This window comes from Thermocrinis sp. (assembly GCF_036781485.1).
Lineage (GTDB): Bacteria > Aquificota > Aquificia > Aquificales > Aquificaceae > Thermocrinis.
Genome location: NZ_DAIQAX010000010.1, coordinates 16,641 through 35,808, shown reverse-complemented (window position 1 = coordinate 35,808; position 19,168 = coordinate 16,641). Strand labels below are relative to the sequence as shown.

Here is a 19,168-nt window from a genome sequence, read left to right as displayed (position 1 = left end):
TATACTACCAAACTACTACCCTTTGTGCTTTTACGATGAGATCTGCTATTTGTTCGTAGGACTTTAACTTTTCTTCGGGCAACTTTAGAGCTCTGTCTTGAACGTCTTCCCTACATGCAAACCAATCCTTTCTGGAAGGAAACCTCAAAACCGCATCTTGGACTAACACGACCACGTCCCCTTCCTCCACCAAATCGGAGCTAAAGTCTCCCAATTTTCTCACTATCCAAAGGGTCCTCACCATACTAACACCGTCGCTGAAGAAGCTATCATCCTTTTTATTTGCTCGGTGTTTATAAATTCCACCTCTTTTACAAAGTCCTCTTTTTTTAGTCCCCTCTCTTCCGCAGAAAGATCCTCTACAAAAAGTTTAACATTCACATATTCAAGATTTTCTATCAGTTTCTCAAAACCTGAAATTAAAAGATTTTCCCAATTACATCTGGTCAATGCATAAACGCCATCCTTAAAAAATATCATTGAGACTTCATGGTTTATACCTAAGGCTAAGCCCACACGTAAAGCTTCGTGGGACTTCCAGGAAAAAGGGTCTCCTTTTATTAAAATTGTTACTTTCATTAAGCTTGGGCTTGCGCCCTCTGCAGTATTTTAACCACAACCCACCTTTTGGTCTTTGATATGGGTCTTGTTTCCCTTATTAGAACTACATCCCCTACCTTGCATTGGTTTTCTGGGTCATGGGCATGATATTTTTTGCTTCTTATTATGTGCTTTTTATAGATTGGGTGTTGCATTTTTCTATCTACTCTCACGACCACCGTTTTATCCATCTTGTCGCTTACTACTGTACCAACAAATTCCTTTCTTTTTTCGTGCCACTTCTTTTCCGTCATGATTCACCCCTCAGCTTTTTTTGTCTGATAATGGTTAAAACCCTTGCCAACTCCTTCCTTTTCTTTCTAATCATCATCTTGTCTTTTAACCCCTCAATCTTTTTCTTAAAACGCAGATCCAAGATTTCTTTTCTTATTTCTTTTTCTTTGTTTAAAAGTTCTTTAATCGAAAGCTTTGCAAGCTCCTTAGCTTTCATCCTCTAACACCCCCGTTTTTTCTTACCAATCTGACGCTTATAGGTAGTTTAGCAGCAACCAATCTGCAGGCTTCTTCAGCAACGTCTTCTGGCACACCAGCAAATTCGTACAGGATTTTCCCAGGTCTCACAACTGCCACAAAACCCTCTGGGTCACCTTTTCCTCCACCCATACGTACTTCATTGGGTTTTCTCGTATAGGGCTTATCTGGAAACACGGTTATCCATATCTTTGCTCCTTTACGTAGACTTCTAACCAAAGCGACCCTTCCCGCTTCTATCTGTCTTTGGGTCAGCCAGCAAGCCTCTAATGCCTGTATACCGTATTCACCAAAGGATACCTTGTTTCCTCTAAAAGCTTTACCCTTCAGTGTTCCTCTCTGCTGTTTTCTAAACTTTGTTTTCTTGGGTGCAAGGAAAGACATATTAAACTACCTCCTTTTCTGTTTTCTTTAAATCCTCTTCTATTTTCTTTACTATCTCCTCTTTACCGCCCTTAAGTATGTCACCCTTGTATATCCAGACCTTTACGCCCAAAACTCCGTACTTTGTCTGAGCAACTGCATAGCCATAGTCTATATCAGCCCTCAGAGTCTGAAGGGGCATCCTTCCTACTAAAAACCACTCAGCTCTTGCCAGCTCAGCACCGCCTATCCTTCCCTTCACTTGAACTTTGACACCCTTTGCACCAGCCTTAAGTGCGTTGTCTATAGCCCTCTTCATAGCCCTTCTGTGAGAAACTCTTCTCTCTATTTGTAGGGCTATCTCTTCTGCCACCAACTGGGCATCTAGCTCAGGAGCTCTTACTTCTTCCACGTTTATGTTGTAGTTGTAACCTGGGGCTATGCTAAGCAGATCTTTTTTGAGCTGTTCTACTTCCGCACCCTTACGACCAATTATGATCCCAGGTCTTGCCACCTTTATCCTTATTCTTACCCTTTCCGCAGCTCTTTCGATTACAACCTCAGAGACACCAGCCGCATAGTATCTCTTCTTTATATATTCCTTAATCTTTATATCCTGATGTAAAAGCTTTGTGTAATCTCTCTTATCTGCATACCATTTGGAATTCCAGTCTTTTATTACTGCCACTCTAAAACCTATAGGATGCGTTTTCTGACCCATTAATCTTCCTCCTTTCTCTCCTCTAACTCTATGGTTATGTGGGATGTTCTCTTTCTTATCATTGTAGCCCTTCCGTGTGCTCTTGGCATCCACTTTTTATACATAGGCCCCTCGTCTGCCACAGCCTTTTTTATGTATAGACTGTCAAGGTCCATACCTTTTTGCTGCGCATTAGCTAAGGCGCTTTTCAAAACTCCCTCTACTATCCTTGCAGCCTTTTTGGGAATGAACTTTAGTTGATAGAGCGCATCGCCTGCTTTGGTCCCCTGTATTATTCTTAGCACCTGTCTTGCCTTTGTGGGGGATATTTTTGCATACCTTAAAACCGCTCTCATAACTTCACCTCACTTCTTTTTAGCCACCTTTGAGGATTTCTCCGGGTGGCCTTTGAATGTCCTAGTTGGGGCAAACTCACCCAACTTGTGCCCTACCATATCGGAGGTAATATAAACCGGAACAAAAGTCTTACCGTTATGAACCGCTATAGTGTGGCCCACAAATTCGGGTATTATGGTGGTGTCCCTACTGTAGGTTTTTATGACCTTTCTTTCCCCAGTTTGGTTCATTTTCCTTATCCTATACCAGAGCTTGGGATCTACCCAGGCTTTTTTGTCCACAAGTTTTCTGTACTCATCCCAAATGGCTTTGTATTTTTCGTATGCCTTTTGGAACAGCTCGGGCGTGTGTTGCACCTTTCTAACCTTTTTATAAACTCTCTGGGTTTTCTTGTAGAGTTTCAGAAAACTGTCCAAGTCTTCTATTAGTTTATTTCTCTTGTTCCAGGCACCCTTAAAACCCATTATTTAATACCCTCCTTAAGAGGTTTTCCTTTTCTGCTAACAAGGATAAATTTATCTGAATACTTTTTACCCCTTCTTGTCTTATATCCTTTGGTTTTCCAGCCCCAAGGGGACTCGGGATGCTTTCCTTTTGTTTTACCCTCTCCACCACCGTGGGGGTGATCCACTGGGTTCATAGCCGTTCCCCTTGTGTGAGGCCTCCAGCCAAGCCAGCGGTACCTTCCAGCCTTTCCGTATTTAACAAGCTCGTGCTCAGCCAGGCCAACTGCGCCAACCGTAGCCATGCATCTTTCATGAATAAGCCTGATTTCACCTGAAGGAAGCCTTACCTGAACATAATTGTCTACTTTACCTATTACTTGGGCAGAGGTTCCAGCAGACCTTGCTAACTGTCCGCCCTTTCCTGGGTTTAGCTCTATGTTGTGAATGATAGTTCCTACTGGGATGTATTTTAAAGGCAATGCGTTGCCGGGCTTTATTTCTGGCAGTTCTTTTCCAGCGGAAGCATCCTCATAGGATATAGATATCACAGTATCACCAACCTTTAATCCCTCTGGCCATATTATGTATCTTTTCTCACCGTCTGCATAGTGAAGGAGTGCTATCCGTGCGGACCTGAAGGGATCGTACTCTATGCTCGCAACCTTTGCGGGTACAAGGCTCTTGTCTCTTTTAAAGTCTATTATTCTGTATCTCTTTTTGTGGCCCCCACCTCTTGATCTGACGGTAATCTTTCCGTGAGAACGCCCCTTAGCTCTTTTGTAAAAGTAGGTTAAAGACTTCTCAGGCTCAGACTTGGTTATTTCTGCAAAGTCGTAGAGAACTGCGTGCCTTTGCCCGTTAGTTACTGGTTTTAATTTCCTTACACCCATGTTCTTACCTCACACCAGAAAGATCAATTTCTTGATATGGATCTATCGTAACTATAGCCTTTTTGTAGGATTTTGTATATCCATACCTTCTAAACTTACCAAAAACCCTCTTTTTCTTTGGCTTTACTATCATAGTATTGACTTTAAGAACCTTTACGCCAAAGAGGGTTTGGACCGCATACTTTATCTCCTGCTTTGTAGCATCCATCGCCACTTCAAAGGTGTATTTTTTGTGGTCCTCCATAAGTCTATTGCTCTTCTCTGTGATTATAGGTCTTATTAACACGTCCTCCGGCCTTTTCATGAGCCTAACCTCTCGTAGATCTTATCAAGGGCAGACTTGATTATTACCAAACTGTCTGCCCAAAGTATGTCGTAAACGTTGAGCCCTTCCACAGGAAGAACTTTCGCAGTCTGCAGGTTTCTGAAGGACTTTTCTGTAATCTGGTCCCTTTCGGGAATAATCACTAAAACTTTTTTTCCTTCCAAACCGTTAGCCCTTAGGAATTCTAAAGCTCTCTTCGTTTTGGGAACTTCTCCCATATCTATACTATCCACCAAAATTATAGCGTTTTGTTTTGCTTTTGAAGAAAGGGCCATCTTAAGCGCCAACTTCCTTACTTTCTTGGGTAAAGGATAATAGTAATCTCTGGGTTTGGGACCGTGTGCCACACCACCACCCACAAAGATGTTTGCTCCTCTGTCTCCGTGCCTTGCGTTTCCAGTTCCCTTTTGGGGATAAAGCTTTCTCCCACTGTAAGCCACTTCACCCCTGGTTTTGGTGCTGTGGGTTCCTTGCCTTCTTTTGGCAAGCTGCCACCTTACTACTTCCCACAGAATGTGTTTTTTCACCTCAAGTCCGAATATGTCCTCTCTTAGCTCACTCATGCTTCACTCCTAAGGATGTTCTCTGGAATGTGTTTTATTCTGTTTAGCTTTAACCTCTGCGATCTTCTGTTAGCTATTTTGCTCTTTTCTATAATCAGTATCCCCTTTGGGTGACCAGGTACAGAACCCTTTACGAGCATTACTCCTTTATCGGGCAGCACATCAACCACCAAAAGAGATTGCACCCTTATTTTTTCTGCGCCCCAATGTCCAGCCATTCTTTTACCCTTCCACACCCTTCCTGGATCCGTCCTTTGACCAATAGAACCCACTGCCCTGTGATATCGGTGTCCGTGAGACCTTGGAAATCCACCAAAGTCCCACCTTTTCATCGTGCCAGCAAAACCTCTACCTTTACTAATGCCCACCACGTCTACCAAATCCCCGGGCTTAAAAACATTTTCCAATTTTATTTCCTGCCCTACCTGATAGTCCTGGGGATTATCCACTCTAAACTCCTTCAACTTTCTTAGCAGAGCAACACCAGCCTTTTTCAGATGTCCTATCTCCGGCTTTGTAAGCTTTTTCTCCTTTACTTCAAAGGCACCTACCTGAACCGCACTGTAGCCATCCTTATCCATCGTGCGAATGGCAGTCACATAGTGCTTTGGAACCTTTATAACCGTAACGGGCACCGCTGTACCATCCTTGAGAAAAACCCTTGTCATACCAAGCTTTATTCCAAAAAGACCTACACTCATGCTTAGCTCCCCATCTTTAGCTCAACATCTACCCCTGCGGGCAAGTTTAGGCTCATCAGAGATTCTACTGTCTGAGGCGTGATTCGGACTATATCTAAAATCCTCTTATGCTCCCTTATTTCAAAGTGCTCTCTGGATTGATCAAACTTGTGAGGAGAGCGCAGAACAACCCACCTTCTCCTTTTTGTAGGCAAAGGAATTGGACCTTTCACTATACCACCTGTTCTTTTTACTACATCCACTATCTGCCTGACGGACTGATCCAGTAGCCTATGATCGTAAGATCTCAGTTTTATTCGTATTATGTCCTGCTCCATCCTTTACACCTCAATCAAGGATTTTTGTAACCACACCAGCACCCACAGTCCTTCCACCTTCCCTTATGGCAAACCTAAGTCCTTCCTCCATCGCTATGGGCTTTATTAGCTCAATCTCAAGCTCCACGTTGTCCCCAGGCATCACCATCTCCTGACCCTCTGGCAACTTCACCACTACCCCTGTCACGTCCGCTGTCCTAAAGTAAAACTGTGGCCTGTAATTCACAAAAAATGGACTGTGCCTCCCACCTTCTTCCTTCGTCAATACATACACCTGTGCCCTAAACCTCCTGTGCGGCGTCACACTACCTGGCTTTGCCAATACCTGCCCCCTCTCCACATCGTCTTTGCCTACACCCCTCAAAAGCACACCTATGTTGTCCCCAGGTAGTGCCTCATCAAGGACCTTCCTAAACATCTCTATGGATGTGGCTACAGTCTTCAGTGGTTCTTCTCTGAGCCCTACTACCTCCACTTCCTCACCAGGCTTTAGTACTCCACGCTCTACCCTGCCTGTTACCACCGTTCCACGTCCAGATATGCTAAATACGTCTTCTATGGGCATCAAAAATGGTTTGTCTGATTCCCTTACAGGAGTTGGTATGTATTCGTCCATGGCGTTGAGCAGTTCCACTATGGCATTGCACCACTTGTCAGGTTTCCCTGCTTCTAACTCCTGCAATGTCCCTAAGGCAGAACCCCTTATGACCGGTACCTCATCTCCAGGAAATTCGTACTTATTCAAAAGTTCCCTCACTTCAAGCTCCACAAGGTCCAAAAGCTCTGGGTCATCCACCATGTCACACTTGTTCATGAACACCACTATGTAGGGGACATTGACCTGTCTTGCCAACAGCACGTGTTCTCTTGTCTGTGGCATTGGACCGTCTGCTGCAGAAACCACAAGGATAGCTCCGTCCATTTGGGCTGCGCCTGTTATCATGTTCTTGATGTAGTCTGCGTGTCCTGGGCAATCTACGTGTGCGTAATGTCTTTTTGCGGTTTCGTATTCCACGTGTGTTATGTTTATGGTTATACCTCTTTCTCTTTCTTCTGGTGCTTTGTCTATTTCTTCGTATTTCATACACCTTGCCTTACCGCCGGGCATAACACCCGCAGCCAATGCACATGTTATGGCAGAGGTTAGAGTAGATTTGCCATGGTCTACGTGCCCTATAGTTCCTACGTTGACGTGTTCCTTCTCTCTTACAAACTTCTCCTTTGCCATTCTATCTTACCTCCTTATTTATGATTTAAGAGCTCCTGTTCTTTCTCCGATTATCTGCTCCGCTACGTGCTGCGGAACCTCTTCATAATGGGAAAATTTCATTATAAATGTTCCTCTTCCCTGTGTCAAGCTTCTTAAAGTGGTGGCGTATCCGAACATTTCCGCAAGAGGCACGTAAGCTTTCACTACAGTTATAACACCTTTGTTTTCCATACCCATTATCTTACCCCTTCTGGAGTTTAGGTCTCCTATCACATCACCCACATAATCTTCGGGAGTTTCTACCTCCACCTCCATCACAGGTTCCAGTAGAACTGGATCTGCCTTTTTCATTGCCTCCTTAAAAGCTATAGACCCAGCTATCTGAAAAGCTATGTCTGAGGAGTCTACCTCGTGATAAGACCCATCAAAGAGTCTAACCTTAACATCTACCACAGGATACCCTGCAACTACGCCACTCTGCATAGCTTCTTTAACACCTTTCTCCACAGAAGGTATAAACTCCTTTGGTATAATGCCACCTACTATGGCGTTTTCAAAGACAAAGCCTTGTCCTCTTTCTAAGGGTTCTATTTCTATGATCGCGTGTCCGTATTGACCCCTTCCACCGCTCTGCCTTATAAACTTTCCTTCTGCAGTAGCCTTTTTCCTGATGGTTTCTTTATAGGCTACCTGTGGCTTACCTACATTGACCTCCACACCGTACTCCCTCTTCATTCTGTCAACTATGATCTCCAAGTGCAATTCACCCATGCCGTGTATTAGCACTTGCCCAGTTTCTTGATCCACCGTTGCCTTAAAGGTGGGGTCCTCCTTCATAAACCTATTGAGGACTTGAGATAGTTTTTCTTGGTCCTTCTTTGTCTTGGGCTCTATTGCCATGGAAATAACTGGTTCTGGGAATTCAAGCTTTTCTAAAACTATGGGGTGTTTTTCATCAGAAAGCGTATCTCCGGTGGTTGCATCAAGCCCAACAGCGGCTACTATCTCACCCGCACTTGCTTCTTGCACGTCTTCCCTTGAGTTGGCATGCATAAGCAGAAGCCTTCCAATCCTCTCTTTCCTATCCTTTGTGGCATTGTACACGTAGGAACCGGCTGTAACCTTGCCGGAAAACACCCTAAAGTAGGTTAGCTGTCCTGCATAAGGGTCACTCATAACTTTGAACACATAGGCACAGAAGGGCTCTTCGTCCAGAGGTTTTCTCTCCTCCTCTTGGTCATTCTTTGGGTTAATTCCTTTAACGGGGGGAATGTCCAAAGGAGATGGAAGGTAATCTATTACCGCATCAAGTAGTGGTTGTACTCCTTTGTTTTTAAAAGCAGAACCGCATAGAACTGGCACAAGTTTTTTCTCTATAGTGGCTTTTCTCAATACTTTTTTGAGTTTTTCTACTTCAATCTCTTCACCTTCCAAATACTTCATCATCAACTCATCGTCCTGCTCTACTATAGCTTCCACCATTTTGGCTCTCCATTCCTGAGCCTTGCTTGTGTATTCTTCAGGTATATCTACTATCTCGTAGCGCGCACCGAGCGTTTCTTCTAGCCATATGATAGCCTTCATTTCCATAAGGTCTATCACGCCTTTAAACTGATCTTCTGCACCTACTGGTATTTGAATGGCGACGGGTTTGATGCTGAGCTTGTTTTCTATCTCCCTGAAAACCCTGTAAAAGTCTGCACCGAGCCTGTCTAATTTATTTATGAAGGCAATCCTTGGCACGCCAAATCTATCAGCCCACCTCCAGTTTGCCTCAGATTGGGGTTGCACACCCTCCACTGCGGAGAATACAAAAATAATGCCGTCCAGCACTTTCATAGAGCGCACCACTTCCACAGAAAAGTCCACGTGTCCGGGCGTGTCTATGATGTTTATTTGATGGTCTTTCCAGTAGCACGCGGTGGTAGCAGCAGTTATGGTTATACCCCTTTCCTTCTCTTGAGGCATCCAGTCCATTGTGGCGGCGCCTTCATGCACCTCACCTATCTTGTATGTTTTACCGGTGTAATACAGGATCCTTTCGGTAGTTGTGGTCTTACCCGCGTCTATGTGTGCAACTATACCTATGTTCCTTAATCTCTCTATAGGAACTAACCTTGGCATCTTCTACCTCCTTACCACCTAAAATGGGCAAAAACTTTATTAGCTTCTGCCATTTTGTGGGTTTCTTCTTTTTTCTTCAGGGCTCCACCCTTGCCTTCCAAAACGTCCAGCATTTCCGCCTTTAACCTTTCTATCATCGTATAGCTTCCTCTATGTCTGGCTCTCTCTCTTGCCGCTTCCACTAGCCACTTTAAAGCCAAACTCACCTGCCTTCTTGGAGGAACCTCTACGGGAACCTGATAGGTAGCTCCCCCTACCCTTCTTGGCCTTACTTCGTACTCGGGCTTTAAGGCATCCACTACTTTGTGCAAAAGCTCCACAGGATGCATTTTTGCTACCTTGGACGCTTCTTCCATAGCTGTGTACACTATCCACTCCGCCACGCTCTTCTTTCCACTCTCCATTACCTTGTTTATAAGTTTGTGTACTATTACGTCCCCGTATTTTGGATCTGGCGGGATCTCTCTTGGTTTAACACCGCCTTTTCTTGGCATTATTTTTTACCTCCTGCTTGCGCTTGTTGTTTTGGCCTCTTTACTCCATACTTAGACCTTGATTGTTTTCTGTTGGCAACACCTGCAGTATCCAAAGTTCCTCTTACAACCTTGTATCTCACACCGGGCAGGTCCTTTACCCTACCCCCTCTAACGAGCACTATGGAGTGCTCTTGTAAGTTATGCCCTTCTCCCGGAATGTAGGCGGTAACCTCTATGCCGTTGGATAGCCTAACCCTGGCAACCTTTCTTAAAGCAGAGTTTGGCTTCTTTGGAGTAACTGTATATACCCTAACGCAAATGCCCCTCTTTTGGGGGTTGCCCTGCAGGGCAGGAGATTTACTCTTTTTCTTCTTCCTTTCTCTTCCGTACTTTACCAGCTGATTAAAAGTCGGCATTTCTACCTCCTAAAGTAGTTAATTATACCACACCTTTTTTAACTTTCACCTCTTCCAACTCCAGCAGGCTGTACTCTCCCACACCAGTTCCAGCGGGGATAATGTTGCCTATGATAACGTTCTCCTTTATTCCCCTTAGTTCGTCTACCCTTCCTTCGCAAGCAGCATCTGTTAATACCTTGGTAGTTTCTTGGAAAGAGGCAGCAGATATCCAACTGCTAGAAGTTATGGCTGCCTTGGATATACCAACAAGAACGGGTTCAACCTTGGGGATTTTACCACCTTCTTCTTTTATTCTTTTTATCTCCTCCTTTAGTTCCTCCACATCCACCTCCTCGTTGATCAAGAATCTGCTATCTCCTGCATCCACAATCCTTCTTTTTCTGAGCATCTGCCTGATTACTATTTCAAAATGCTTATCGTTTATTTCTACTCCTTGTAGCCTGTAGACCATTTGAACTTCTTTTAGAAGAAACTTATGTAGTTCATCTACTCCTTTGATCCTAAGTATCTCATGTGGGTCTGGTATGCCATCAGTTAGTGGATCTCCAGCGGATACAGAGTCTCCATTCCTAACTTGAAGATGCTTGCCTTTTGGCACAAAGTATTCCCTTTGCAACCCTGTTTCTTTGTTATATACCACAACTTTAAATCCTTTTCCTTTTATCCTAACTTGCCCATCTATCTCTGCCACCGTGCTGTCTGTGATCTTTGTGCCTTTTTGTATAACCTGTCCATGTGTAACTAAGATGTATTCACCTTTCTTGATATCGTACTTCCTCGTTTCGCCAGTTCTCGGATTAAAAAGTATGACCTCATCCGCATCTTCGTATATTCTCACAGTTCCATCTATTTCAGATAGAATAGCTGGATTTTTAGGACGCCTTGCTTCAAAAAGCTCCTCTACCCGAGGCAGACCACCTACTATGTCCCTAACCTTTGCCATCTCTTTTGGAATTCTGGCTAACACATCTCCTGGCTCCACATAGAAATCTTTTACCACGTAGTATTTATGCTGAATTTCCGTTCCCTCTGATTCTGTGCAAGTTGGGCACAGATACCATTCCATACTTATCTTCTCTGGGGGAATACTAATGATGGAGTTTACCGGAAGGTCGTAAACCACTTCTCTTCCATCCTCAGTAACCACAACTATCCTCGGGGTATGGAGCATAGCGTCTTTTGGTCTGGTAAAGGATACTATGGTAGATGTTTTTCCTGTTAAGGGGTCTCTCTCTTCCTTCACAGTTATATCTAAGGCTATGTCTTTTAACTCCACCCTTCCGGGAGCTTCTGCTATGATGTATGTATTGAATGGGTCCCACTCTGCCAGAACAGTGTTTTCCTTTACCCACGCACCTTCTTCTACCTTGATCACAGCCGAATATGGAACGGCGTGTCTTTCTACCATCCTTCCCTCTTTATCCAGTATACCTATAGCACCATCCTTTGAAATGTTTATCTTTCTTCCATTCCTGTCGGTTATAAGCTTAATGTTGTAAAACTTTACGCTTCCTTCTGTTTCGTTTAGAAGCTCTCCTTTAGCCCTTTCTGCTATGGCCGCACCGCCTATGTGGAATGTTCTCATTGTTAACTGAGTTCCGGGCTCTCCTATGGACTGAGCGGCTATTATCCCAACCGCTTCGCCTATATCCACGAGCTTGCGTTGAGACAGATCCCAACCGTAGCACATAGCACATATACCAAACTCCGCCTCACACGTTAAAGGTGAGCGCACTTTTACCTTTTCTATACCTCTATGAACTATTTTTTCCGCAAGCTCTGGATCTATTATGGTATTTCTTTCTGCGATGATTTCTCCCGTGTATGGATCTATCACATCCTCTGCCAAAGTCCTTCCTATTATTCTGTCTCTTAGGGGCACCTTCTCCTCTCCACCTTCCACTATGGCCGTCATCTCTATACCTTTGGTAGTTCCGCAATCCTTCTGAGTGATCATGATGTCCTGGGTAACGTCTACAAGTCTTCTTGTAAGATAGCCCGCAAAGGCAGTCTTTAGAGCAGTGTCCGCAAGACCTTTTCTGGCTCCATAGGTAGAAATAAAGTACTCAAGCACAGAAAGTCCTTCTCTAAAGTTTGCGGTTATGGGGGTTTCTATAAACTCACCCGTATGCTTTGCCATAAGTCCTCTCATCGCAGCAAGCTGTCTTATCTGATCTCTGTTTCCCCTTGCACCAGAAATTGCCATCATGTATATAGGATTGAAGGTTCCAGGATAGACCTTTCCTCTTTCCTCACGGGAAGACCTTTCTATCTCATCAAACATAGCTCGGGATACCTTATCTGTTATTTCAGACCACAGATCAATTATCCGGTTGTACCTTTCCTTTGATGTTAGAATACCTTTTCTGTATAGGTCGGCTATTTCGTCTGTTTGCTGGAACGCATCTTTGAGTATTTCCCTTTTCACTGTTGGAACCTGAAGATCCTCTATACCTATGGAAATGGCCGCTTTGGTTGCCATCTTAAAGCCTAGCTCTTTAATGCTGTCAAGAAGTTGGGCTGTTATCTCCACTCCATACTTTTCGTAAACCTTGGAGATAAGCTTTGATATTCCCTTTTTATCCAAAACTTCGTTCAAGAAAGGAAAATCTTCTGGAAGTATGCTATTAAGAAGCACCCTTCCGGGAGTGGTTTCTATAACTTTTCCATCTTCCAGTCTGAGTTTTATTAGGGCGTGTATGTCCACCACACCGTTTTCTAATGCTAGCAAAACCTGCTGTCTATTGTAGAACAGCTTACCTTCACCTTTAACACCCTTCACTACTTGAGTCAAGTAGTAAAGACCAAGCACAATATCCTGGGAAGGTAGAGTTATGGGCTTTCCGTGGGCTGGTGAGAGTATGTTTTGGGTGGAAAGCATCAGTATATAAGCTTCCAGCTGGGCGTGGATACCCAAGGGCACATGAACTGCCATCTGGTCTCCGTCAAAGTCCGCATTAAATGGAGGACAGACCAACGGATGAAGCTGTATGGCTTTTCCGTCCACAAGGACAGGTTCAAAGGCTTGAATGGACATCCTGTGAAGAGTAGGAGCTCTGTTAAGCAGAACTGGATGTTGTTTTACCACCTCTTCCAAACATTCCCAAACCTCAGGGGTCTTGTTTTCTACGAGTTTTTTTGCACTTTTGATGGAAGTGGCATAGCCCTTCTCTTCCAGTCTTCTGTAGACAAAAGGTTTAAACAGCTCAAGAGCCATTATTCTGGGAAGACCGCACTGATGCATTTTGAGCTCAGGACCAACCACGATGACCGACCTTCCAGAGTAGTCTACCCTTTTCCCAAGAAGGTTTTGCCTAAACCTTCCCTGCTTACCTTTCAGATAATCTGCCAAGGATTTGAGAGCCCTTCCGTTTTGGGTTATGACCTTTCCACCTTTGCCGTTATCTATGAGGGCATTGACAACCTCCTGAAGCATCCTCTTTTCGTTTCTTATTATTATCTCGGGAGCGTCCAGCTCTATAAGCCTTTTCAGCCTGTTGTTCCTGTTTATGATCCTTCTGTACAGATCGTTAAGGTCTGAGGTGGCAAACCTACCCCCATCTAGAGCGACCAAAGGCCTAAGTTCGGGTGGAAGGACAGGCAAAACCTCAAGAACCATCCACTCTGGTTTGTTTCCACTCTTTATAAAGCTTTCCACCAGCTTTAGCACTCTAAGCTGTTTTTTGATTTTACTTTCCGAGAGTTCCTTAAGGACTGTATTCCTTATATCTTCTTCAATCTTCTCAAAGACTGGAATATCATTCCTCTTGGACCTTTGCTGCTCATAGAACTCTCGAATAGCTCTATTACCAGTTAAACAGCCTTCACAATCTTGGTTGTATATTTTCCCACTATGAACGTCCAGATACAACTCTTCGTTAAACACACCCAAAAGAGCTTGGTCTAAGGTCATACCCTCTGGAATTGATAGGTCTATTGCATAAAGCCTAAAGTTATCCGCTACAGCTTTTATCATCTTATGATAGAGCTTTTTGTACTTTACTTCCAACTCTTTGTTCATGTCCTCAAAGGAAAAGCTGTAGGGTTTAACTTCCATCCTCAGCTTTTTGGCATAAGCTTCCAAATCAAGAACTGATAGCACCTTCTTTATAGCCTCTGCTCCCATACCACCCTCGTACTTGTGCTCCAGATTACCTGCGTACTCGCTGAGATATTTATCTTCATCCATCACATGGAGCTTCACAAATACCGTATTGCCCATATCGTCCTTGATAGGTATGGTATCCTCGGCTTGTTCAAAGATTGTCCTTTCATCCTCGCTGGGATACTCTATGACCAAGTAAGATTCAAAGTAGATAACCCTTTCCACATCCCTTGAGGACAAACCCAAAAGGGTGGCAATCTTAGAGGGACTGCTCTTTAAAAACCATATGTGCACTACAGGAGCAGCAAGCTCTATGTGTCCAAACCTTTCCCTACGAACGTAAGATTTGGTAACTTCCACACCGCATCTGTCGCATATCGTTCCTTCATACCTCTTTCCTCTGTATTTACCGCAAAGGCACTCGTAATCTTTTATAGGTCCAAATATTTTTGCGCAGAAAAGACCGTCCTTTTCCGGCTTATGAGTTCTGTAATTTATGGTTTCGGGCTTTTTAACCTCCCCATAGCTCCAGCTTCTTATTTCTTCTGGGGAAGCCAGCATTAACTTTATTTTTTCAAAGGGAAGCAAACCTTTTCTCATGCTTCTTCCTCCGTCTTTTTCACTTGATCACAGGGCATATCCGCCCCGTTTTCACACCTTACGTCCAAGCCCAAGGCTTTCAGTTCTCTTACTAAAACCCTAAAGGATTCCGGTATGCCAGGAGAATACATGTATTTACCCTTAACTATGGCCTCGTAAGCTTTTGTACGTCCTTCTATGTCGTCAGACTTGACTGTTAGCATTTCTTGCAGAGTATAGGCTGCACCGTGAGCTTCTAAAGCCCAAACCTCCATCTCTCCGAGCCTTTGCCCACCAAATTGGGCCCTACCACCCAGAGGTTGCTGGGTAACCAGCGAATAGGGACCTGTGCTCCTTGCGTGGATCTTGTCATCCACCATGTGTATGAGTTTAAGCATATGCATATAACCTACAGTGACTCTCATATCAAAGGGTTCTCCCGTCCTTCCATCGTATAGCACAGTCTTCCCATCCTCCGGAAGACCAGCCATCCTAAGAAGCTCCTTTATATGCTCTTCGCTAGCACCTTCAAAAACGGGAGTGGCCATGGGTATGCCGTATTCCGCATACTCTTGAACAATCTCCTTAAATTCTTGATCGGTAAGAGAATTTAGAAAGTCTTCAATAGCCTTTGCGTTTTGACCATCGGGTGTGTCACCCACGCTGTAGATCCTTTTCAAAAACTCTGTAATTTCCTTTCTGTCCTTTATTTCTTGTATAAGCTTACCTAGTTTTTTCCCAAGCTCCTTTGCAGCCCATCCCAAGTGAGTTTCTAGTATTTGACCCACGTTCATACGAGAGGGAACACCCAGAGGGTTAAGAACTATATCCACCGGTGTGCCGTCTTCAAGGAAGGGCATATCTTCCACGGGTAAAACTACCGATATGACACCCTTGTTTCCGTGCCTACCTGCCATCTTGTCTCCAACCTTTATCTTTCTCTTCTGAGCTATGTATACCTTTACTAGGGCGATTACTCCCTGAGGTAGTTCGCTTTTCTTACCCACAGCCTCTATTTTCTCTTCGTAAATCTTACTTATCATATCCGCTTGGGACCGCGTCCTATCCCTTATTTCCTTTATCTTTTCGCAGAGCTGTTCATCTTCAAAAAGGTTCTCCGGTTTGGTAATTATGTAATTTAGAAGCACTTCAAATAGGGCGTCATTTATAACAGTACCTTTTGGATACGTCTTTTTCTTTATTGTTATTTCCTTGTCTAAAGCCTTACCCAAAACCAAGCTCTTTACTAACTTGTTCCTGCCTTCCACTATAAGCTTCTTCTTCTTCTCAAGCTCTGCTTCCAGTTGCTCTCTTTCTTGCCTTTCCACATGCTCCGCCAAATAGTTTCTTCTTTCCCCTATTTTTCTTGCAAAGATTTTTACATCCACCACCACACCTTCCACACCTGGAGGGCATCTCAGGGAAGTGTCTTTAACGTCCCTTGACTTTTCTCCGAAGATAGCCTGCAAGAGTTTTTCCTCAGGCGTTAGCTGGCTCTCACCCTTTGGAGTAACTTTTCCAACTAGAATATCCCCTGGCTTTACGTATGTTCCGATCTTCACTATACCAAACTCATCCAAGTGAGCCAATGCCCTTTCTGGCACACCTGGAATAGAGCGAGTGATCTCTTCATAACCCAGCTTGGTTTCCCTAGCTTCTACTTCCAGCTCTTCTATGTGGATGGAAGTATAAACGTCCTCTCTTACCAAACGCTCTGAGATAACGATGGCATCCTCAAAGTTGTATCCTCTCCATGGCATGAAGGCTACAAGAACATCCTTCCCTAAAGCAAGTTCTCCTTTGTATGTGGATTGGCCATCGGCTAGCACATCTCCCTTCTTTACCGATTGACCCTTAACTACTAAGGGTCTTTGATTTATGCACGTGTTCTGGTTTGTTCTTTTAAACTTCTCAAGTTCGTATATGTCTATACCTATATCCGTTGGATCGTTTAGGTCAATTTCTTCTGGATATACCCTGACGACGATCCTCTTACTATCCACTTCCTCTACCAATCCGCTCCTTTTTGCAACCACAATAGCCCCACTATCCCGCGCCACAATTCTCTCCATACCGGTACCTACTAAGGGAGCTTGGGTGAATATCAGAGGCACTGCTTGTCTCTGCATGTTTGAACCCATAAGCGCTCTGTTTGCGTCGTCGTGTTCTAAGAAGGGTATTAAAGAAGCGGATACAGAAACTACTTGCCTTGGTGTTATGTCCATGTAATTAACCTGTTCTGGACGCACTATCTGGATGTCGTTTTTGTACCTTGCATACACCCTGTCAGTTTTAAGCTTGCCATCCTCTCCATAAGGTGTGTATTGGGCTATTACAAAATTCTCTTCTTCATAAGCGGCCAAGTATTCTACATCATCCTTAACTATACCATTCTCAACCTTTCTGTATGGTGTGACTATAAAACCGTATTCGTTAAGTTGAGCGTATACTGTAAGGGATGTGACCAAACCTATGTTTTGCCCCTCTGGTGTTTCTATGGGACAGATCCTACCGTAGTGGGATGGGTGCACGTCCCTTATTTCAAATTTTGCACTTTCCCTTGTAAGACCTCCCGGACCCATAGCAGAAAGTCTTCTTTTGTGAGTTGTAGCGGAGAGCGGATTGGTGTTGTCCAAGTATTGGGAGAGTGTGCCACCTTTCAAAAAGTCGTAAATCGCACCCGTCAAGTACCTTGGCTGGAGAAGATCCTGAGGTTTGAGGTTCGGGTCATCTGGACTCACTACTGTACACCTGTCTCTGAAGTACTTTTCCATACGGGCTATACCTATCCTGCATTGGTTCTCCAAAAGCTCCCCAACCGCACGAACTCTCCTATTGCCAAGATAGGCTATATCATCCTTCTTTTGCCTTCCGTACCTGAGGTCTATAAGATACTTGACCACATTTACAAGATCCAAAGCACTTAAAAACCTCGCCTCCCCTTCTGTATAGTCTTTAACCCTTACCTCACTCTTGGTTTTGAAAAGCTCTTTAAGAAGCTCTTCTGTAGCCAATCTTTCTGTTCCATCTTCTACCACTACCAGAGGAGGCAGAGAGCTCAACTTCTCTACATCTGCAGGTTTTAATACCTTTGGTACGTTGTGCACCTTTGCATTGAGCTTTACCCTACCCACCTTGGAAAGGTCGTATCTCGTTATATCCTTAAAGTACAGTTCAAAGTGATTCCTCGCCCTGTTTATAAGATGCTCCAATTCCATCACCATAGGTTCAACAGCCCTAAGCTTTTTGTATATATCCACCAGCGCAATGTCGGATAGCTTGAATTTAGAAGGTATCCTTATCTGGCTTCTTTTGTCGGGATCTTTTGGCGAACATTCAGAAATTAAAGTTTCCACTATGATCTTACCATAGGGACTCTTTACAGTGCTTTCTTTAGAAACCGCACAGACCTCTTCTACGCGTATTCTTTCATCTTTAAGCAGTCTTTCCAAAAGATTTGTATCTTCTATGTATCTTTCTTCTATAAACTCCTCCTCAGTTCCCTTTCCTTCCACTATTCCCTTGTATTTGAGTATGGCAAACAGGTAAAAACCTTCTAAATCCTCTGTTTTGTACTCTTCTCCTGTTTCCCAATCAAACAAGGCACCATTTCTGACAAAGAACTTTTTAGTTTCTGGATAGAAAGCTTTAAGTATGCTGTAAGCAGTTTCCAAACCGAAAGCTCTAAATGCATATGAACCACTTACTTTTTTCTTGTCCACTCTGAGGGTAAGCGTATCGGCCGTGCTAGAAAGCTCAAATTCTATCCTAGAACCCTTATCTGGAATTATGCTAGCCCTGTATATCATCCGCACTATGGTTGTTTCTTTCTGCCTCTCTTCCTTTTCTTCAAAGAAAACCCCAGGAGAACGTATCAGTTGATTGACCAATACTCTCTCACTTCCGTTTATCACGAAAGATCCGTGTTCCGTCATCATAGGAATTTCTCCGAAATACACCTTCTTTGGTTCGCTAACCCTTTCACCTTTTTTCGTCTTAGTTTTTAGTCTAACTAAAACTCTTAGGGGAGCAGAATAACTAAAACCTCTTATCTTGCAATCTTCCACAGTAAACTTTTCTTTATAGACAAGCTTTGAACCGCACTTGGGGCAGTCTACTCCGTATCCCCCAAGAAAGCTTGAATCCGAGTAAGCTTTGTAGCCACACTTATTACACTCCCAATCGCCAATTTCATATCCTAAGTATTCTATGGTAATCTTTTCATCTGGGTCTTTCATGGGAAAGGACGTTCTAAACAGGTACTCCAACCCTTTCAGTTCCCTGCTGTGAGGGGCTTTTTTGAACTGTATGAAAGATTCAAAAGACTCTTTGGGAACTGTAAGAAGGTGTGGAGGATTGATTAGCTCTTCTCTTTTACCAAAGAACTTTCTTGGAAGAGCGATGTTCTTCTTCATGCCTTTACCTCTACTAAATTTTTAGGGTTAAACTTAAAAGTATGCCATAGGATGGGGGAAAAAACAAAATACCCCCTTTACAGGTA

The 19,168-nt window shown here is 43.8% G+C and carries 19 protein-coding genes; all 19 read right to left on the bottom strand.

Annotation, left to right across the window (positions count from 1 at the left end; all coding sequences use genetic code 11):
- Positions 1-4: 4 nt before the first annotated feature.
- Positions 5-244 (bottom strand): sulfurtransferase TusB, encoded by a 240-nt coding sequence (locus V7P40_RS06340; protein WP_333785133.1) that lies wholly within the window; start codon positions 242-244, stop codon positions 5-7.
- On the bottom strand, positions 238-579 hold the full coding sequence (locus V7P40_RS06335; protein WP_333785132.1) for a DsrE family protein: 342 nt from the start codon (positions 577-579) through the stop codon (positions 238-240). The genes V7P40_RS06340 and V7P40_RS06335 overlap by 7 nt, the downstream gene beginning before the upstream one ends.
- Complete coding sequence (rpsQ, locus tag V7P40_RS06330) at positions 579-854, bottom strand: 30S ribosomal protein S17 (protein WP_333785131.1); 276 nt, start codon at positions 852-854, stop codon at positions 579-581. Before rpsQ ends, V7P40_RS06335 begins: the two co-directional genes overlap by 1 nt.
- A complete protein-coding gene (gene rpmC / locus V7P40_RS06325; protein ID WP_333785130.1) occupies positions 851-1,051 on the bottom strand; it encodes a 50S ribosomal protein L29 in 201 nt (66 codons plus the stop codon). Before rpmC ends, rpsQ begins: the two co-directional genes overlap by 4 nt.
- The gene (gene rplP / locus V7P40_RS06320; RefSeq protein WP_333785129.1) at positions 1,048-1,476 is read right to left on the bottom strand and encodes a 50S ribosomal protein L16; all 429 of its coding nucleotides are present in this window, start codon (positions 1,474-1,476) and stop codon (positions 1,048-1,050) included. Before rplP ends, rpmC begins: the two co-directional genes overlap by 4 nt.
- 1 nt (position 1,477) lies before the next feature.
- Positions 1,478-2,176: a 30S ribosomal protein S3 gene (gene rpsC, locus V7P40_RS06315; protein ID WP_333785128.1), complete on the bottom strand. Its 699-nt coding sequence runs from the start codon at positions 2,174-2,176 to the stop codon at positions 1,478-1,480.
- Positions 2,176-2,511 (bottom strand): 50S ribosomal protein L22, encoded by a 336-nt coding sequence (rplV, locus tag V7P40_RS06310; protein ID WP_333785127.1) that lies wholly within the window; start codon positions 2,509-2,511, stop codon positions 2,176-2,178. The genes rpsC and rplV overlap by 1 nt, the downstream gene beginning before the upstream one ends.
- 9 nt (positions 2,512-2,520) lie before the next feature.
- Positions 2,521-2,817 (bottom strand): 30S ribosomal protein S19, encoded by a 297-nt coding sequence (gene rpsS / locus V7P40_RS06305; protein WP_345786307.1) that lies wholly within the window; start codon positions 2,815-2,817, stop codon positions 2,521-2,523.
- Positions 2,818-2,975: 158 nt separating this feature from the next.
- The gene (gene rplB, locus V7P40_RS06300; protein ID WP_333785126.1) at positions 2,976-3,848 is read right to left on the bottom strand and encodes a 50S ribosomal protein L2; all 873 of its coding nucleotides are present in this window, start codon (positions 3,846-3,848) and stop codon (positions 2,976-2,978) included.
- Positions 3,849-3,852: 4 nt separating this feature from the next.
- Positions 3,853-4,152 carry a 50S ribosomal protein L23 gene (gene rplW / locus V7P40_RS06295; RefSeq protein ID WP_333785125.1) on the bottom strand — a complete coding sequence of 100 codons (300 nt, stop codon included), beginning with the start codon at positions 4,150-4,152 and terminating at the stop codon, positions 3,853-3,855.
- Positions 4,149-4,736, bottom strand: coding sequence for a 50S ribosomal protein L4 (gene rplD, locus V7P40_RS06290; RefSeq protein WP_333785124.1), 588 nt, complete (start codon positions 4,734-4,736; stop codon positions 4,149-4,151). Before rplD ends, rplW begins: the two co-directional genes overlap by 4 nt.
- Positions 4,733-5,437 (bottom strand): 50S ribosomal protein L3, encoded by a 705-nt coding sequence (rplC, locus tag V7P40_RS06285; RefSeq protein ID WP_333785123.1) that lies wholly within the window; start codon positions 5,435-5,437, stop codon positions 4,733-4,735. Before rplC ends, rplD begins: the two co-directional genes overlap by 4 nt.
- A 2-nt stretch (positions 5,438-5,439) precedes the next feature.
- Positions 5,440-5,754, bottom strand: coding sequence for a 30S ribosomal protein S10 (rpsJ, locus tag V7P40_RS06280; RefSeq protein ID WP_333785122.1), 315 nt, complete (start codon positions 5,752-5,754; stop codon positions 5,440-5,442).
- Positions 5,755-5,764: 10 nt separating this feature from the next.
- Positions 5,765-6,982: an elongation factor Tu gene (gene tuf, locus V7P40_RS06275; protein ID WP_333785109.1), complete on the bottom strand. Its 1,218-nt coding sequence runs from the start codon at positions 6,980-6,982 to the stop codon at positions 5,765-5,767.
- 18 nt (positions 6,983-7,000) lie between these two features.
- Positions 7,001-9,088, bottom strand: a complete 2,088-nt coding sequence (gene fusA, locus V7P40_RS06270; protein WP_333785121.1) for an elongation factor G — start codon at positions 9,086-9,088, stop codon at positions 7,001-7,003.
- Positions 9,089-9,099: 11 nt separating this feature from the next.
- A complete protein-coding gene (rpsG, locus tag V7P40_RS06265) occupies positions 9,100-9,582 on the bottom strand; it encodes a 30S ribosomal protein S7 (RefSeq protein WP_333785120.1) in 483 nt (160 codons plus the stop codon).
- Positions 9,582-9,980, bottom strand: a complete 399-nt coding sequence (gene rpsL / locus V7P40_RS06260) for a 30S ribosomal protein S12 (RefSeq protein ID WP_333785119.1) — start codon at positions 9,978-9,980, stop codon at positions 9,582-9,584. Before rpsL ends, rpsG begins: the two co-directional genes overlap by 1 nt.
- A 22-nt stretch (positions 9,981-10,002) precedes the next feature.
- Positions 10,003-14,688, bottom strand: coding sequence for a DNA-directed RNA polymerase subunit beta' (rpoC, locus tag V7P40_RS06255; protein ID WP_333785118.1), 4,686 nt, complete (start codon positions 14,686-14,688; stop codon positions 10,003-10,005).
- On the bottom strand, positions 14,685-19,082 hold the full coding sequence (locus V7P40_RS06250; RefSeq protein ID WP_333785117.1) for a DNA-directed RNA polymerase subunit beta: 4,398 nt from the start codon (positions 19,080-19,082) through the stop codon (positions 14,685-14,687). The genes rpoC and V7P40_RS06250 overlap by 4 nt, the downstream gene beginning before the upstream one ends.
- Positions 19,083-19,168 lie beyond the last annotated feature (86 nt).

What these genes read in the sequence shown, in the direction of transcription:
- V7P40_RS06340 (WP_333785133.1), bottom strand. Translation starts at nt 244, where the DNA reads ATGGTGAGGACCCTTTGGATAGTGAGAAAATTGGGAGACTTTAGCTCC.
- V7P40_RS06335 (WP_333785132.1), bottom strand. Translation starts at nt 579, where the DNA reads ATGAAAGTAACAATTTTAATAAAAGGAGACCCTTTTTCCTGGAAGTCC.
- rpsQ (WP_333785131.1), bottom strand. Translation starts at nt 854, where the DNA reads ATGACGGAAAAGAAGTGGCACGAAAAAAGAAAGGAATTTGTTGGTACA.
- rpmC (WP_333785130.1), bottom strand. Translation starts at nt 1,051, where the DNA reads ATGAAAGCTAAGGAGCTTGCAAAGCTTTCGATTAAAGAACTTTTAAAC.
- rplP (WP_333785129.1), bottom strand. Translation starts at nt 1,476, where the DNA reads ATGTCTTTCCTTGCACCCAAGAAAACAAAGTTTAGAAAACAGCAGAGA.
- rpsC (WP_333785128.1), bottom strand. Translation starts at nt 2,176, where the DNA reads ATGGGTCAGAAAACGCATCCTATAGGTTTTAGAGTGGCAGTAATAAAA.
- rplV (WP_333785127.1), bottom strand. Translation starts at nt 2,511, where the DNA reads ATGAGAGCGGTTTTAAGGTATGCAAAAATATCCCCCACAAAGGCAAGA.
- rplB (WP_333785126.1), bottom strand. Translation starts at nt 3,848, where the DNA reads ATGGGTGTAAGGAAATTAAAACCAGTAACTAACGGGCAAAGGCACGCA.
- rplW (WP_333785125.1), bottom strand. Translation starts at nt 4,152, where the DNA reads ATGAAAAGGCCGGAGGACGTGTTAATAAGACCTATAATCACAGAGAAG.
- rplD (WP_333785124.1), bottom strand. Translation starts at nt 4,736, where the DNA reads ATGAGTGAGCTAAGAGAGGACATATTCGGACTTGAGGTGAAAAAACAC.
- rplC (WP_333785123.1), bottom strand. Translation starts at nt 5,437, where the DNA reads ATGAGTGTAGGTCTTTTTGGAATAAAGCTTGGTATGACAAGGGTTTTT.
- rpsJ (WP_333785122.1), bottom strand. Translation starts at nt 5,754, where the DNA reads ATGGAGCAGGACATAATACGAATAAAACTGAGATCTTACGATCATAGG.
- tuf (WP_333785109.1), bottom strand. Translation starts at nt 6,982, where the DNA reads ATGGCAAAGGAGAAGTTTGTAAGAGAGAAGGAACACGTCAACGTAGGA.
- fusA (WP_333785121.1), bottom strand. Translation starts at nt 9,088, where the DNA reads ATGCCAAGGTTAGTTCCTATAGAGAGATTAAGGAACATAGGTATAGTT.
- rpsG (WP_333785120.1), bottom strand. Translation starts at nt 9,582, where the DNA reads ATGCCAAGAAAAGGCGGTGTTAAACCAAGAGAGATCCCGCCAGATCCA.
- rpsL (WP_333785119.1), bottom strand. Translation starts at nt 9,980, where the DNA reads ATGCCGACTTTTAATCAGCTGGTAAAGTACGGAAGAGAAAGGAAGAAG.
- rpoC (WP_333785118.1), bottom strand. Translation starts at nt 14,688, where the DNA reads ATGAGAAAAGGTTTGCTTCCCTTTGAAAAAATAAAGTTAATGCTGGCT.
- V7P40_RS06250 (WP_333785117.1), bottom strand. Translation starts at nt 19,082, where the DNA reads ATGAAGAAGAACATCGCTCTTCCAAGAAAGTTCTTTGGTAAAAGAGAA.